Origin of the sequence: Roseateles toxinivorans (assembly GCF_004362525.1) — a bacterium.
GTDB classification, from domain to species: domain Bacteria; phylum Pseudomonadota; class Gammaproteobacteria; order Burkholderiales; family Burkholderiaceae_C; genus Paucibacter; species Paucibacter toxinivorans.
In genome coordinates this window covers 1-14,227 of the sequence record NZ_SNXS01000003.1, presented here as the reverse complement: position 1 = coordinate 14,227, position 14,227 = coordinate 1, and the positions used below count along the sequence as shown (strand labels likewise).

17 protein-coding genes are annotated in these 14,227 nt (G+C 67.2%); 10 read left to right on the top strand and 7 right to left on the bottom strand.

Going from position 1 to position 14,227, the window contains the following annotated elements; genetic code table 11:
- The first annotated feature begins 7 nt into the window (after positions 1-7).
- From DES47_RS11420 to DES47_RS11405, 4 genes are read left to right on the top strand one after another with little or no spacing between them, the layout of a single operon-like run.
- Positions 8-790 carry an ABC transporter ATP-binding protein gene (locus DES47_RS11420; RefSeq protein WP_133700848.1) on the top strand — a complete coding sequence of 261 codons (783 nt, stop codon included), beginning with the start codon at positions 8-10 and terminating at the stop codon, positions 788-790.
- Entirely contained in the window at positions 787-1,563 is a 777-nt protein-coding gene (locus tag DES47_RS11415) for an ABC transporter permease (protein ID WP_133700847.1), read from the top strand. The genes DES47_RS11420 and DES47_RS11415 overlap by 4 nt, the downstream gene beginning before the upstream one ends.
- A gap of 22 nt (positions 1,564-1,585) precedes the next feature.
- Positions 1,586-2,596: an ABC transporter substrate-binding protein gene (locus tag DES47_RS11410; protein ID WP_133700846.1), complete on the top strand. Its 1,011-nt coding sequence runs from the start codon at positions 1,586-1,588 to the stop codon at positions 2,594-2,596.
- A 2-nt stretch (positions 2,597-2,598) separates the two neighbouring features.
- Entirely contained in the window at positions 2,599-3,510 is a 912-nt protein-coding gene (locus tag DES47_RS11405) for an SDR family oxidoreductase (protein ID WP_133700845.1), read from the top strand.
- Here the strand turns inward: DES47_RS11405 and ureG are convergent.
- Genes ureG through DES47_RS11370 form a run of 7 tightly spaced genes read right to left on the bottom strand, consistent with a single transcriptional unit; the run spans position 3,507 to position 8,312 of the window.
- Entirely contained in the window at positions 3,507-4,154 is a 648-nt protein-coding gene (gene ureG, locus DES47_RS11400) for an urease accessory protein UreG (RefSeq protein ID WP_133700844.1), read from the bottom strand. The two genes, DES47_RS11405 and ureG, sit on opposite strands and share 4 nt — an antisense overlap.
- Before the next feature lie 11 nt (positions 4,155-4,165).
- Positions 4,166-4,864, bottom strand: a complete 699-nt coding sequence (locus DES47_RS11395) for an urease accessory protein UreF (protein WP_133700843.1) — start codon at positions 4,862-4,864, stop codon at positions 4,166-4,168.
- A 6-nt stretch (positions 4,865-4,870) separates the two neighbouring features.
- Positions 4,871-5,374, bottom strand: coding sequence for an urease accessory protein UreE (ureE, locus tag DES47_RS11390; RefSeq protein WP_243748270.1), 504 nt, complete (start codon positions 5,372-5,374; stop codon positions 4,871-4,873).
- Between the two features lie 11 nt (positions 5,375-5,385).
- On the bottom strand, positions 5,386-7,113 hold the full coding sequence (gene ureC / locus DES47_RS11385; protein ID WP_133700842.1) for an urease subunit alpha: 1,728 nt from the start codon (positions 7,111-7,113) through the stop codon (positions 5,386-5,388).
- Positions 7,113-7,418, bottom strand: a complete 306-nt coding sequence (locus tag DES47_RS11380) for an urease subunit beta (protein ID WP_133701535.1) — start codon at positions 7,416-7,418, stop codon at positions 7,113-7,115. The genes ureC and DES47_RS11380 overlap by 1 nt, the downstream gene beginning before the upstream one ends.
- 5 nt (positions 7,419-7,423) lie before the next feature.
- Complete coding sequence (locus DES47_RS11375; protein ID WP_133700841.1) at positions 7,424-7,993, bottom strand: HupE/UreJ family protein; 570 nt, start codon at positions 7,991-7,993, stop codon at positions 7,424-7,426.
- 16 nt (positions 7,994-8,009) lie between these two features.
- Complete coding sequence (locus tag DES47_RS11370) at positions 8,010-8,312, bottom strand: urease subunit gamma (RefSeq protein WP_133700840.1); 303 nt, start codon at positions 8,310-8,312, stop codon at positions 8,010-8,012.
- A gap of 128 nt (positions 8,313-8,440) precedes the next feature.
- On the opposite strand from DES47_RS11370, the gene DES47_RS11365 reads away from it, so the two are divergent.
- From DES47_RS11365 to glmU, 6 genes are all read left to right on the top strand, one after another.
- Complete coding sequence (locus DES47_RS11365; protein WP_133700839.1) at positions 8,441-9,445, top strand: response regulator transcription factor; 1,005 nt, start codon at positions 8,441-8,443, stop codon at positions 9,443-9,445.
- Positions 9,446-9,516: 71 nt separating this feature from the next.
- A complete protein-coding gene (locus DES47_RS11360; RefSeq protein WP_243748269.1) occupies positions 9,517-10,302 on the top strand; it encodes an SDR family oxidoreductase in 786 nt (261 codons plus the stop codon).
- Between the two features lie 381 nt (positions 10,303-10,683).
- Complete coding sequence (locus DES47_RS11355) at positions 10,684-11,076, top strand: dihydroneopterin aldolase (RefSeq protein WP_133700837.1); 393 nt, start codon at positions 10,684-10,686, stop codon at positions 11,074-11,076.
- Positions 11,073-12,005 carry a tRNA 2-thiocytidine(32) synthetase TtcA gene (gene ttcA, locus DES47_RS11350; RefSeq protein WP_133700836.1) on the top strand — a complete coding sequence of 311 codons (933 nt, stop codon included), beginning with the start codon at positions 11,073-11,075 and terminating at the stop codon, positions 12,003-12,005. Before DES47_RS11355 ends, ttcA begins: the two co-directional genes overlap by 4 nt.
- 34 nt (positions 12,006-12,039) lie before the next feature.
- Positions 12,040-12,645, top strand: a complete 606-nt coding sequence (locus DES47_RS11345; RefSeq protein WP_243748268.1) for a DUF4136 domain-containing protein — start codon at positions 12,040-12,042, stop codon at positions 12,643-12,645.
- A gap of 84 nt (positions 12,646-12,729) precedes the next feature.
- Entirely contained in the window at positions 12,730-14,112 is a 1,383-nt protein-coding gene (gene glmU, locus DES47_RS11340) for a bifunctional UDP-N-acetylglucosamine diphosphorylase/glucosamine-1-phosphate N-acetyltransferase GlmU (RefSeq protein WP_133700835.1), read from the top strand.
- Positions 14,113-14,227: the final 115 nt, after the last annotated feature.

Here is a 14,227-nt window from a genome sequence, read left to right as displayed (position 1 = left end):
CGCGGCAATGAACAAAACGCCACTTGTTTCGCTGCAGCAGGTGCACAAGCGCTTCCCCGGCGGCCTGCAGGCCTTGCAGGACGTCAGCCTGGATCTGAGCCCGGGCGAATTCGTCTCGCTGCTGGGCCCCTCGGGCTGCGGCAAGAGCACGGTGCTGCGCCTGATCGCAGGGCTGGACCAGGCCAGCAGCGGCCAGGTCGATGCACCGGCGCTGCACGGCACGGCTGCCGCCGAGACCGCCTTCGTATTCCAGGAGCCGACCCTGATGCCCTGGGCGAGTGTGTTCGACAACGTCTGGCTGCCGCTGCGCCTGCAGAGTGTGTCGCGCCAGGCGGCGGCCGAGCGGGTGCGCCAGGTGCTGGCCCGCGTCGGCCTGGCCGAGTTCGAGCGGGCCTTTCCGGCCGAGCTGTCGGGCGGCATGAAGATGCGCGCCTCGATCGCCCGGGCCCTGGTCACCAGCCCCCAGCTGCTGCTGATGGACGAACCCTTTGCCGCGCTGGACGAGATCACACGCCAGAAGCTCAACACCGATCTGCTGGACTGGTGGCAGCGCCAGCGGCTGGCGGCGCTGTTCGTCACCCACAGCGTGTTCGAGGCCGTGTTCCTGAGCCAGCGCGTGCTGGTGATGGCGGCCCGCCCGGGCCGCGTGGTGGCCGAGGTGCGGATCGATGAACCCTATCCGCGCACGGCGGCCTTTCGCACCTCGGCGGGCTATGCGGCGATCTGCCGCGAGCTGACTCTGGCGCTGGAAGCGGCCCATGCCTTCGACGCTCCGGGGGCCGTGTCTTGAGCCGCTCGTGGGTATGGCCGGCCCTGGTGCTGGGCGGGCTGCTGCTGGGCTGGGAGCTGCTGGTACGGCTGGCGCAGATTCCGGCCTATACCCTGCCCGCGCCCTCGCTGGTGGCGACCACGCTGTATGCCAACTTCGGGTCCCTGGCCGGCAGCTGGTGGTACACCTTGAAGATCACCTTCGGCGCGCTGGCCCTGGCCTGCCTCGGCGGCGTGCTGATCGCCTCGGTGTTCGCGCTCTCCAGGCCGCTGGAGCGGGCGCTGTTCCCGGTGGCCGTGGTGCTGCAGGTCACGCCCATCGTCGCGGTGGCGCCCTTGATACTGATCTATGTCGAGAGCACCACGGCCGCTCTGCTGCTGTGCGCCTGGATCGTGGCCTTCTTCCCGATTCTGTCGAACACGGTGATAGGTCTGCGCGCGGCCGAGAACAATCTGCGCGATCTGTTCCGCCTCTACCGCGCCACCCGCTGGCAGCGCCTGCGCCTGCTGCTGGCGCCGACCGCCCTGCCCTATTTCATCGCCGGGCTGAAGATCTCCGGTGGGCTGAGCCTGATCGGCGCCGTCACCGCCGAGATGGTGGCCGGTGCCGCCGGCCGCGAGACCGGCCTGGCCTCGCGCATCCTCGAGGCCAGCTTTCGCACCGAGACGCCGAAGATGTTTGCCGCATTGACCTTGCTGGTGGCCACCGGTGTGCTGATCTTCTGGCTGTTCAACAGCCTCTCGCGCCGTTTGCTCGGGCGCTGGCATGCGTCAGAATCTGCCCGCCCTGATTGATGTTTCTTCGACGGAAAACACCATGCGCAACACCTTCAGCCTCATCGCCTTGACCCTGCTCGCCGCCACCGGCGCCCAGGCCCAGGACAAGATCACCTTCGCCACCAACTGGAAGGCCCAGGCCGCCCACGGCGGCTTCTACCAGGCCGTGGCCGACGGCACCTACAAGAAGTACGGCCTGGACGTGACCATCCAGCAGGGCGGGCCCTCGGTCAACAACCGGCCCCTGCTGCCGGCCGGCCGGATTGACTTTCTGATGACCGGCAATCTGCTGCACAGCTTCGACAATGTGAAGAACGGCGTGCCCACCGTCGTGGTGGCGGCCATGTTCCAGAAAGACCCGCAGGCGCTGATCGCCCACCCGGGCCAGGGCTACGAGAAGTTCGACACCTTGAAGAACGCCCCGCTGGCGCTGATCGCCAAGGATGGCCAGTTCAGCTGGTGGCAGTGGCTGAAGGTCACCCACGGCTTCAAGGACGAGGCGCTGAAGCCCTACAACTACAACCTGGGCCCCTTCCTGGCCAACAAGAAGGCGATCCAGCAGGGCTATTCGGTGGCCGAGCCCATCTATGTCGAGAACCAGGGCAAGTTCAAGCCGGTCGTGCACCTGCTGGCCGACCATGGCTTCTCGACCTACTCGACGGTGATCGAGGCGCGCACCGACACGGTCAGGAACAAGCCCGACCTGGTGCAGCGCTTCGTCGATGCCTCGGCCCTGGGCTGGGTCAACTACCTGTACGGCGACCGCAAGGCCGCCAGCGCGCTGATGATCAAGGACAACCCCGAGATGAGCGAGGCCGAGATGGAGGCCTCGGTGGCGCTGATGAAGAGCCAGGGGATCGTCGACTCCGGCGAGGCGCTGAAGGGCGGCATCGGTGCGATGAGCGCGCCGCGCATCAAGGACTTCTACGAGCAGATGGTCAAGGCGGGGCTGTACAAGGCCGGCGAGGTGGACCTGGCCAAGGTGGCCAGCTTCCAGTTCGTCAACAAGGGCGTGGGTCTGGATGTGAAGACCAAGCTGGGTGGCAAATAGCCATGGACAGCCGAGCCATCCTCGTCACCGGCGCCAGCTCGGGCATAGGCCTGGCCATCACCCGGCATCTGGCCGGCCAGGGTCATCGCGTCTATGCCGGGGCGCGCAAGCCGGCTGATCTGGCCGCGCTGGCCGAGATCGCCAACGTCGTGCCGCTGCGGCTGGACGTGCGCTCGGCCGACGAGGTTCGGGCCGCGGTGGAGCTCGTCACCGCCCAGGGCCAGGGCCTCTACGGCCTGGTAAACAACGCCGGGGTTGGCGAGCTGGGGCCGCTGGTCAGCTGGAGCGACGCCCAGCTGCAGCAGCTGTTCGACATCAATGTGTTCGGCCCTCATCGGGTGACCAACGCCATGCTGCCGCTGCTGCTGCAGTCGCGCGGGCGCATCGTCAACATCGGCTCGCAGGGCGGCAGCATCACCAGCAAGTTCTACGGCCCGTACACGATGACCAAGCACGCGCTGGAGGCCTACTCCCAGGCCCTGCAGCTGGAGCTCGCGCCCCATGGCGTGGCGGTCAGCATCGTGCAGCCGGGTGGAATTGTCAGCAAGGTGGGCGAGAACGCACAGACCGCCACGCGGGCGCATTTCGAGCAGGCGCCGGAGCCCTTCCGCGCCGAGGCCTTGCAGGTGCTGACGGCGATGAACAAGCCGCCTCCACCGCAGCCCGACGAGCCGGAATCGTCCACGAACCGCAAGCTGTCCGATCCGGCCATCGTCTGCACGGCTGTGGAGCAGGCCTTGTTCAGCGCCGCGCCTAAGCTGCGCTATATGGTCGGCACCGAGTGGGAAGGCAATCGCGTGCTGCATGCGCTGATCGACAAGTTGCTCGATGCCAACGACGGCTCCTCGCTGCACTACCCGCGCGAGCGGCTGGTCGCCCTGCTCGACGAGCACCTGGCGACGCGCAAGCCTTAGGCCAGCATCAAACCCTTCTGCTCGATGAAGCGGATCACCTCGTCGAGCCCGGCCTGGGTCTTCAGGTTGGTCATCACGAAGGGCCGGGCGCCGCGCATGCGGTGCGTGTCCGCGCGCATCACGTCAAGGTTGGCGCCGACGTAGGGGGCCAGGTCGATCTTGTTGATGACCAGCAGGTCGCTCTTGGTGATGCCGGGCCCGCCCTTGCGCGGGATCTTCTCGCCGCCGGCCACGTCGATGACGTAAATCGTCAGGTCGGACAGCTCGGGGCTGAAGGTGGCGGCCAGGTTGTCGCCACCGCTTTCGATGAAGACGATATCGGCCTGCGGGAAGGCCTTCAGCATCTGGTCCACCGCCTCCAGATTGATGGACGCGTCTTCGCGGATGGCGGTGTGCGGGCAGCCACCGGTTTCCACGCCGATGATGCGTTCGGGCTCCAGTGCGCCGGAGACGGTCAGCAGGCGCTGGTCTTCCTTGGTGTAGATGTCGTTGGTGACAACCACCAGGTCGTAGCGCTCGCGCATCGCCTTGCAGAGCATTTCCAGCAGCGTGGTCTTGCCCGAACCGACCGGGCCGCCGATGCCGACGCGCAGCGGGGGCAGCTTCTTGCTGCGGCCGGGGATGTTGTGGAGCGAGGAGTTCATGGCGAAGCTTTCTAGGATCGAAAGATACGGCTGTACTGCGCTTCATGTTGAGCGCTCAGTATCGCCAGCATCGGGGTGAAGGCCTGCATCTGTTCGGGTGGCAGCGTCAGCGCGCGCTCGACGGCATCGGTGATGGCCAGGCTGAGGCTCATCAGGATGCGCTGGCCGGCACTCTGGCCCAGGGGCACGGCCTTGATCGCCGCCTGCACCTGATTCTCGGCCCAGCTGAAGGCCAGGGCCAGCAGCGCCTCGCGCGGCGGCGCGCCGACGACGCTGGCGGCCAGGCCGAAGGCCAGCGGCCAGGTCGGTGCCGGCTGCAGCGCCTGCAGCATCAGCAGCCTTGCGTCGTCCGCGTCCAGCCGCAGCTTCAGCCACTCGGCCAAGGAGCGGCCGGTCTGCTCGGTCTGGCGGCGGAACTCGGCGCTCTCGCGGGTGTGCAGCATCCAGTCGTTCAGTTCCTGCAGCCGCGCAGCATCGGGCATTGCCCAGGCCTCGACCGCCATCGCCGTCAGCGGCAGATCGAAGCGCGCCAGCGACAGCTGCAGCTGGTCTGTCAGCCAGGCCCGCGCCTCCACCTCGTTGGTCACCAAGCGCGACTCGCAGGCCGCCTCCAGGCCCTCGGAATAGCTGAAGCCGCCGACGGGCAGGGCCGGCGAGGCCAGCCACATCAGCTGCAGCAAGCGGGCCGGGGGCAGGGTGAGCGGTAGCATGCTGCCTCAGTGCTGATGGCTGTGTTCGCCGTGCGAGTGATCGTGGCCATCATGGCCATGCCCACCGCCGCTGTAAGCCCCGCCCTCGGGCTCGAAGCCCAGCATCGCCTCGGTGACAACCAGGCCCATCTGCCGCAGCATGTCGGCCAGCACGGCGTCGGGCTCCAGCAACAAGCGATCCGGCTGAAGTTCCAGCGGCACGTGGCGGTTGCCCAGGTGATAGGCGGCGCGCAGCAGCTCAAACCCGGGAGCGCCCTCCTTCAAGGTGACCACCATCACCGGCTGCGGCGCCGCGACCACGCGCAGCAGGCTGCCGTCCTCGGCCACCAGCACGTCGCCGCCGCGCACGACCTGGCCCCGCGGCAGCACCACGCCCCAGTCGCGGCCCTGCTCGTCGCTGGCCTGAAAGCGGCTGCGCTGGCGCAGGTCCCAGTCCAGCGCGAACACGGCCGCCCGACTGAGCAGCGGCGCGGCCAAGCCAGCGCCTTGCGGCAGGCATTTATGGATCATCTGCAGCGCCATCAGAACAGGAAGTACCGTTGGGCCATAGGCAGCTCGGTGGCCGGCTCGCAATGCAGATGCTGGCCGTCGGCGCGTACCTCATAGGTCTGCGGGTCAATGCTCATCGTCGGCGTGTAGTCGTTGTGCGCCATGTCCTGCTTCTTGACGCTGCGGCAGCCCTTCACAGCCACCGTGCGGCGCTTCAGGCCAAGTTGCTCGGCGACGCCGCCGTCCTGCGCGGCTTTGCTCAGAAAGGTCAGCGAGGTCTGCGCGATGGCGCCGCCAAAGCTGGCGAACATCGGTCGGTAGTGAACCGGCTGCGGCGTCGGGATCGAGGCATTCGCATCGCCCATCAGCGCCGCGGCGATATAGCCGCCCTTGATCACCAACGAGGGCTTGACGCCGAAGAAGGCCGGCCGCCACAGCACCAGATCGGCCCACTTGCCCGGCTCCACCGAGCCCACCTCGTGCGCGATGCCGTGGGCCCGCGCAGGGTTGATGCTCAGCTTGGCGACATAGCGCTTGACGCGAGCGTTGTCGTTGCGAGCACTGTCACCGGGCAGGCCTCCGCGCTGCGCCTTCATCTTGTGCGCCGTCTGCCAGCAACGGATCAAGGTCTCGCCGACGCGGCCCATCGCCTGGCTGTCGCTGGAGAACATGCTGATCGCGCCGAGGTCGTGCAGGATGTCCTCGGCGGCAATCGTCTCGCGCCGGATGCGGCTTTCGGCAAAGGCCAGGTCCTCGGCAATCGACGCATCGAGGTGGTGGCAGACCATCAGCATGTCCAGGTGTTCGTCGATGGTGTTGATCGTGAACGGCCGGGTCGGATTCGTCGATGAGGGCAGCACATTCGATTCACCGACCACGCGCAGGATGTCCGGCGCATGGCCGCCGCCGGCCCCCTCGGTGTGGAAGCAGTGGATGGTGCGGCCCTTGAAGGCGGCCATCGTGTCTTCGACGAAACCGGATTCGTTCAGCGTATCGCTGTGCAGCGCCACCTGCACGTCGTGCTCCTCGGCCACGCTCAGGCAATTGTCGATCGCCGCCGGCGTGCTGCCCCAGTCCTCGTGCAGCTTCAGGCCGATCGCGCCGGCCTCGACCTGCTGGCGCAGCGCCTCGGGCCGGCTGGCATTGCCCTTGCCCAGAAAGCCGAGATTCATCGGGAAGGCCTCCGCCGCGCGCAGCATCATCGCCATCGCGTCCGGGCCGGGTGTGCAGGTGGTGGCCAGGGTGCCGGTGGCCGGGCCGGTGCCGCCGCCAATCATCGTCGTCACGCCGCTCATCAGCGCCTCTTCGATCTGCTGCGGGCAGATGAAGTGGATGTGCGAATCGACACCGCCGGCGGTGACGATCAGCCCCTCGCCGGCAATGATCTCGGTGCCCGGCCCGATGACGATATCCACGCCCGGCATCACATCCGGATTGCCGGCCTTGCCGATATGGGCGATGCGGCCAGCGCGCAGGCCGATATCGGCCTTGACGATGCCCCAGTGGTCAAGAATCAGGGCATTGGTGATGACGCAGTCCATCGCGTCCAGCCGGCCCGGGCCGTTGACCCGCTGGCTCTGGCCCATGCCGTCGCGCACCGTCTTGCCGCCGCCGAACTTCACCTCCTCGCCATAGCCGCCAGCCAGCAGGGTCAGGTCTTTCTCGACCTCGATGATCAGATTGGTGTCGGCCAGGCGCACGCGGTCGCCCACCGTCGGGCCGAACATCTCGGCATAGGCACGTCGTCCGACTGTGGCCATTACAAACTCCCTTGAACCAGGCCGCGAAAGCCATGGACGATGCGGTCACCGGCGAAGTCGACCAGCTCGACACTGCGTTGCTGGCCCGGCTCGAAACGCACCGCCGTGCCAGCGATGATGTTCAGCCGCATGCCGCGGGCGGCCGTGCGGTCGAAGTCCAGCGCTCCATTGGTCTCGGCAAAGTGGTAGTGCGAACCGACCTGAATCGGCCGGTCGCCGCGGTTCGAGACCTGCAGGCTGATGCAGCGCCGGCCAGGGTTCAGCTCGTGCTCGCCCTCGTCGATCAACAGCTCGCCGGGGATCACGCCGCTCATGTCAGCAACAGGCCAGTGCCTGCCCCTGCCAAAGCCAGGCCCAGCAGGCGCCAGACCATGGCACCACGTCCGCCCAGGCGGCGGCCGAGTAGCAGGCCCAGGCCGTGGCCGACGGCGGTGGCTACCAACATGCCCACCAGCGCGCCGGTGCCCTGCAATTCCTGACCATGGGCGGCACCGTGCAGTAAGCCGGCCGCCGCGCACAGGCCACCGGCCAGCAGGGCCGGGCTGCGCCGTCGCAGGAACAACGCCAGGCCTATGCCCAGCAGCGACACGGCCAGCAGGGGCTCCAGCGCCAGCAGTTGCAGACCGGCCCGCGCCGCCAGCGCGCCCAGCAGCATCATGGCAATGAACAACAACGGCAGCCGCAGCGTCTGGCTGAAGGAGCCGCCGTGCCTGGCGCCCCACAGGCCCACGCCGACGATGGCCAGCAGGTGGTCGAGGCCGGTGAACGGGTGCATCAAGCCTGCGAGCAAGCTGGAGTCGGCATGGCCGGCATGGGCGAAGGCCAGGGCCGGCAGCAGCAGCATCGCGGCGGCAAGGGATTTCGGAATGGGATATCGCATGCGCAGGTCCTCGGGTTCAGATGATGGGCTGATGCACGGTCACCAGCTTGGTGCCGTCGGGGAAGGTGGCCTCGACCTGGATCTCCGGCACCAGCTCGGGCACGCCCTCCATCACGTCGGCGCGGCCGAGCACGGACTTGCCCTCGCTCATCAGCTGGGCGACCGATTTGCCGTCGCGGGCGCCCTCCATGATGGCGGCGCTGATCAGCGCGATCGCCTCGGGCACATTGAGCTTCAGGCCGCGGGCGCGGCGGCGCTCTGCCAGCAGGGCTGCGGTGAAGATCAGCAGCTTGTCTTTTTCTCTGGGGGTCAGATCCATGGGTCTTGTGCTCCTGATGCCGAAATGCCAGCAGATTCCGTGCCACTAGGAGGCGGGTGGTGGCACGGAATCTGCACTGTTGCAGCGGTACAAGCTTTGTGGCTTGGATTCAAGGCGCCCCCCACACAATGAAGACCTCAGAGTTCGTCACCCCCACCGCGCCCTGGCCCGACGGCAGAGCCGCGGCGGCGCCCCAACAGGGTGCATTTCCGGAGGCCTTGCAAAGCCCGGGCAACAGCGCCTGCGTCCTGATCGTCGACGAGCATGCGGCGAATCTGCAGGTGCTGCAAGACGTGCTGGAAGAATCGGGCTACAACGTGGCCGTGGCGCGCAGCGTGCCGCACGCACTGTTGATTGCACCAGGCTGGTGCCCCGACCTGGTGCTGCTGGACCAGGAGCTGTGCGCTCACGAGGGCATGGGCCAGATCACCCGCCTGCTGTCCATGCCCGGCCTTGCCCATGTACCGAGCATCCTGATGGGCCCCAAACCCGATAGCGAACAGGTGCTGGCGGCGCTGGAGGCCGGCTGCGTGGACACCATCCCCAAACCGGTGCGTGCCCGCGAGGTCCTGGCCCGGGTGGCCGTTCATGTGCGTGGCCGAAGAGAAGCAAGACAGGCGCGCCAGGCGCTGGATGCCTTTGGCCATGCCTCGCTGGTGCTGCGCTCGGTCGACGGCGCGCGCATCTGGCACACGCCCTTGGCCAGCCAGCTGATGCACTTCCACTTCGAGGTGCCCGAGATGGTGACGCCGCCCAGCGTGCTGCGCTGGCTGCGCCAATCGATTGCGTCCTCGCAGCCCGGCGCGATGATCAGCGCCCGGGGCGGCCGCCGGCTGGAGCTGAGCCTGCACGGCCAGACCGGCGACGACGAATGGCTGGTGATGATGCGCGAGTCGTCCGACGCGGTGCTGATCGACGGCATCTCCCAGGGCCTGCGCCTGACCCTGCGCGAGGCCGAGGTGCTGTACTGGGTGGTCAAGGGCAAGATCAACCGCGACATCGGCGCCATCCTGGGCATGAGCCCGCAGACGGTGAAAAAGCACCTTGAGCATGTGTTCGCCAAGCTGGGCGTGGAGACGCGCACGGCGGCGGCGGCGCAGGCTTTGGGAAGGGTCCGCGGGCTCTCCAACTAGGCTCCCGATACACTCTCGGCCTGTTCCGCCGTGCGTTCACGGCGCCACTTCCCTCAGCAAGGCCAGAGATTTTGCGTCCCGTTGCCCTCGTCACCGGCAGTGCCAAACGCCTGGGTCGCGCCATTGCGCTCGACCTGGCCGCGCATGGCCATGACATCGCCGTCCACTACCGCGGCTCGAAGACCGAGGCGCTGAGCGTCGTCGAGGAATTGCGCCAGCTCGGCGCCCGCGCCCAGGCCTTTGCCGCCGATCTGGGCGACGAGGCCGCCACCCTGGCCCTGCTGCCGGCCGTGATCCAGCACTTCGGCCGGGTCGATGCGGTGGTCAACAACGCCAGCCTGTTCGAATACGACGATCTGGCCAGCTTCAGCTACGCGGCGATGGACAGGCACTGGCGCGCCAACACCGGCCCGGCCATGCTGCTGGCCCGCGCGCTGCATGCTCATCTGGTGGCTGATGTCACCGCCGAACAACGCCGCGGCTGCGTAGTCAACCTGCTGGACCAGAAGCTCTGGAACCCGAATCCGGACTATCTCTCCTACACCCTGTCCAAGGCCGCGCTGGAAGCCGCCACCACGCTGCTGGCCCAGGCGCTGGCGCCCAGCGTGAGGGTCTGCGGCGTGGCGCCGGGCGTGACCCTGGCCTCCGGGCCCATGGACGACGCGGCCTTCCAGGCGGCGCACCGGCTGACACCCCTGCAGCGCTCCTCGACGCCGGACGACATCGCCCGCGCCGTGCGCTTTCTGATCGAATCACCGGCCATCACCGGCACCACCCTGCTGGTCGATGGCGGCCAGCACCTCAGCGCCCAACCGCGCGACGTGATGTTTCTGGCGCCTGGTTCCCAAAAGGACTGATGTGGACCTTTTCGACTGGCAACTGGGTGGTGGTGAATTGCGCCTCGCTGCTTCGGGGAGGCAGAGGGATCGGGGGGCCGGCCACCACGGGCGAAAGCTTGGGCCGTTCCTGAACGGACCGGCCTCCAGCTTCCTTATGCCCGCTGTGTCCGGCCCCCCGACCCCTCTGCGGATGCGCTGGTGGCTGCCAACCAAGAATTTGGTGCGCCGTGCACGCCGGTGCCAGCAGGGGCGAGGGCGTGCCGGTCGCAGCGGGCATAAAGAAGCCGGAGTCAGGCCTGTTCAGGGCCGGACAAGGCTTCAGCCCGCAGCGGCCGGCGCGCCCTCGTCCCTGCCGCTTAAAGTTCACATATGTCGCGCCAAGCGCGGTGGAGTAAAGATATGCACAGCCCCCTCTCCCACCCCTCGCTGATGGACTGCCGCCGGCTGTTCCTGCGCGACTACGAGGTCTGGATCAATATCGGCGTGCACGACTTCGAGAAGAAGGGCGAGCAGCGCGTGCTGATCAATGTCGATCTGTTCATCCCGCTGGCCCTGTCAACGCCGAAGGCCGACGAGCTGGACGAGGTGGTGGACTATGACTTCATGCGCCGCACCATCGCCGAACGGGTCAAGCTGGGCCATGTGCATCTGCAGGAAACCCTGTGCGACGACGTGCTGGCGCTGATGCTGGCCCATCCGCGCGTCAAGGCGGCGCGGGTGTCGACCGAAAAGCCGGATGTGTACCCTGACTGCGATGCGGTTGGGGTGGAAGTTTTTGGAATGAAATCATGATCGCGATCGAACAAGACCCTGCAGTTGCCGACGAAGCCACCAAGGCCAAGAAAGCCGCGCTCGAGATCAACAAGCTCAGCAAGCGCCTGCACCGCCAGGTCGGCCAGGCGATTGGCGACTACAACATGATCGAGGCCGGTGACAAGGTCATGGTCTGCATGTCCGGTGGCAAGGACAGCTATGCGATGCTGGACATCCTGATCAATCTGCGCGAACGCTCGCCGGCCAAGTTCGAGCTGATCGCCGTCAATCTGGATCAGAAGCAGCCCGGCTTCCCGGAGCATGTGCTGCCCGAGTACCTGAAGTCCCGCGGCGTGGCCTTCCACATTGAGGAGCAGGACACCTACAGCACGGTGACCCGCGTGATCCCCGAGGGCAAGACGCTGTGCAGCCTGTGCTCGCGGCTGCGCCGGGCGATCCTGTACCGCGTGGCCGGCGAACTGGGCGCGACCAAGATCGCGCTGGGCCACCACCGTGACGACATCGTCGTCACCCTGCTGCTGAACATGTTCTTCCAGGGCCGCATGAAGGGCATGCCACCCAAGCTGATGAGCGACAATGGCGAGCACATCGTGATACGCCCGCTGGCCTATGTGGCCGAGACCGATCTGGAGCGCTGGGCGCAGCACCGCGAGTTCCCCATCATCCCCTGCTCGCTGTGCGGCAGCCAGGAGAACCTGCAGCGCGTGCAGGTCAAGAAGATGATCCGCGAATGGGAACGTCAGTACCCGGGCCGGGTCGACAATATGTTCAATGCAATGGGCAAGCTGGTGCCCTCGCACATGATGGACCGGAACCTCTTCCCCTTCACCACGCTCCAAGCCACCGGCGTGGCCGATCCCAACGGGGATCGCGCCTTCGACGAAGACGACGAGGGCTGCGCCATGCCCGCGCCGCAGTCGGTGATACAACTGCGGCGAGAGAACTAGGCATCAGGCCTGGCTCGTTCACAGGAGAGGCAGCATGATGAAAAAGACTCGATTCGCGCTCTATGGTCTGCTGGTGGCTGCGGTGGTGGGCCTCAGTGGCTGCGCCGGCATGTACACCGTGCGCTCCGAGGTGTCCAGCTACGGCGCCTGGCCGGCCGAGCGCAAGCCCGCCAGCTTCGCCTTCGAGCGCCTGCCCTCGCAGGGCAAGGATGACGCCCGCCAGGCCCAGCTGGAAACGGCGGCCACGGCGGCCTTGCTGAAGGCAGGCTTCGGCCCGGCGACCGACACCAAGACCGCCGATGTGCTGGTCATGGTCGGCGCCCGGGTCAGCCTGCAGGAGCGCGGCCCCTGGGAGGACCCCTTCTGGTGGCAGTACCGCACCAGCTTCTGGCGCCACAGCCCCTTGCACCGCCCCTATGCCTACAACAATGCCTTGGGCAACCGCCGCTACGAGCGTGAGGTGGCCCTGGTGTTGCGTGACCGCAAGAGTGGCGAGGCAATCTATGAGACGCGGGCCAACTCGGATGGTTTGAGCGTCGGCGACGACGCTCTGCTGGGTGCGATGTTCGAGGCCGCCATCAAGGACTTTCCGCGCACCATCCCCGAGCCCCACGAGGTGGCCGTAAGCCTGCAGCGTTAATTGCGTCGCATCCGGGGCGCGCGGCGGCTGCGCGCCCTGTCACAGCCAGCCCCGATAATCTGACCTTCAACAAGAAAGGTCAGCATGGCTCTGAACGTCGTCATCATGGCTGCGGGCAAAGGTACCCGCATGAAGTCCAGCCTGCCCAAGGTACTGCACAAGCTGGCCGGGCAATCGCTGCTGCAGCACGTGCTGAACACCTGCGGCGGCCTGGGCGCGCAGCGCCTGATCGTCATCACCGGCCATGGTGCCGAGGCCGTGGAAGCAGCCGTCACCGGCCCGGACCTGCACTTCGTCCGCCAGATGCCCCAGCTGGGCACCGGCCATGCGGTGCAGCAGGCCGTGCCCGAGCTGCTGGAAGGCGGCACGGCCCTGATACTGAACGGCGATGTGCCGCTGATACGCACCGCCACCGCCGAGAAGCTGGTGCAAGCCTGCGCCGGCAAGAACCTCGCCCTCTTGACCGTCGAGCTGGCCGACGCCACCGGCTACGGCCGCATCCTGCGCAGCGGTGACGCCCGCGGCGGCCACGTGCTGGGCATCGTCGAGCACAAGGACGCCACCGAGCGCCAGCGCGAGATCCGCGAGGGCTATACCGGCATGATGGCCGCGCCGACGGCGCTGCTCAAGCGCTGGCTGGCCGCGCTGAAGAATGACAACGCCCAGGAAGAGTACTACCTGACCGACATCGTCGCCATGGCCGTGGCCGAGGGCGTGCCGGTGGTCGCCAGCCACGCGTCGAACGAGACCGAGGTGCTGGGCGTCAACAGCCCGCTGCAACTGGCCGATCTGGAGCGCCGCTTCCAGCGCCAGCAGGCCGAGACCCTGCTCGAATCCGGCGTGCGCATGGCCGATCCGGCGCGCTTCGATCTGCGTGGCACGCTGAGCTGCGGCAGCGATGTCGAGATCGACGTCGGCTGCGTGTTCGAGGGCCAGGTCTCGCTGGGCAACGAGGTGCGCATCGGCGCCCATTGCGTGATACGCAATGCGCAGATCGCCGATGGCGCGGTGATACATCCGTTCACGCACATCGACGGCGAGGCGCTGGGCGTGAAGGTCGGCGCCGGCGCGCTGATCGGCCCGTTCGCCCGGCTGCGCCCCGGCGCCGATCTAGGCCCCGAGGTGCACATCGGCAACTTCGTCGAGGTCAAGAACACCACGATGGCGCGTGGCGCCAAGGCCAATCACCTGGCCTATCTGGGCGACGCCACGGTGGGCGAGCGCGTCAACTACGGTGCCGGCAGCATCACCGCCAACTATGACGGCGCCAACAAGCACCGCACGGTGATCGAGGCCGACGTGCATGTGGGCTCGAACTGCGTGCTGATCGCGCCGGTGACGATAGGCGAAGGCGGCACCATAGGTGGCGGCTCGACGATCAGCAAGAGCACGCCGGCCGGCGAATTGACGGTGGCGCGGGGCAAGCAGGTGTCGATCAGCGGCTGGAAGCGTCCAAAGAAGAAGTAGTTGCGACTGGCTGGTGTTCGGTAGATTCTATGGAGCAGCGCAAGCCCCGCGAAGGCGTTGAGGATCAAAACTGCTCTTTGAAGTCCAGACGGCGAAAGCGATGCGCAGGAGTTTG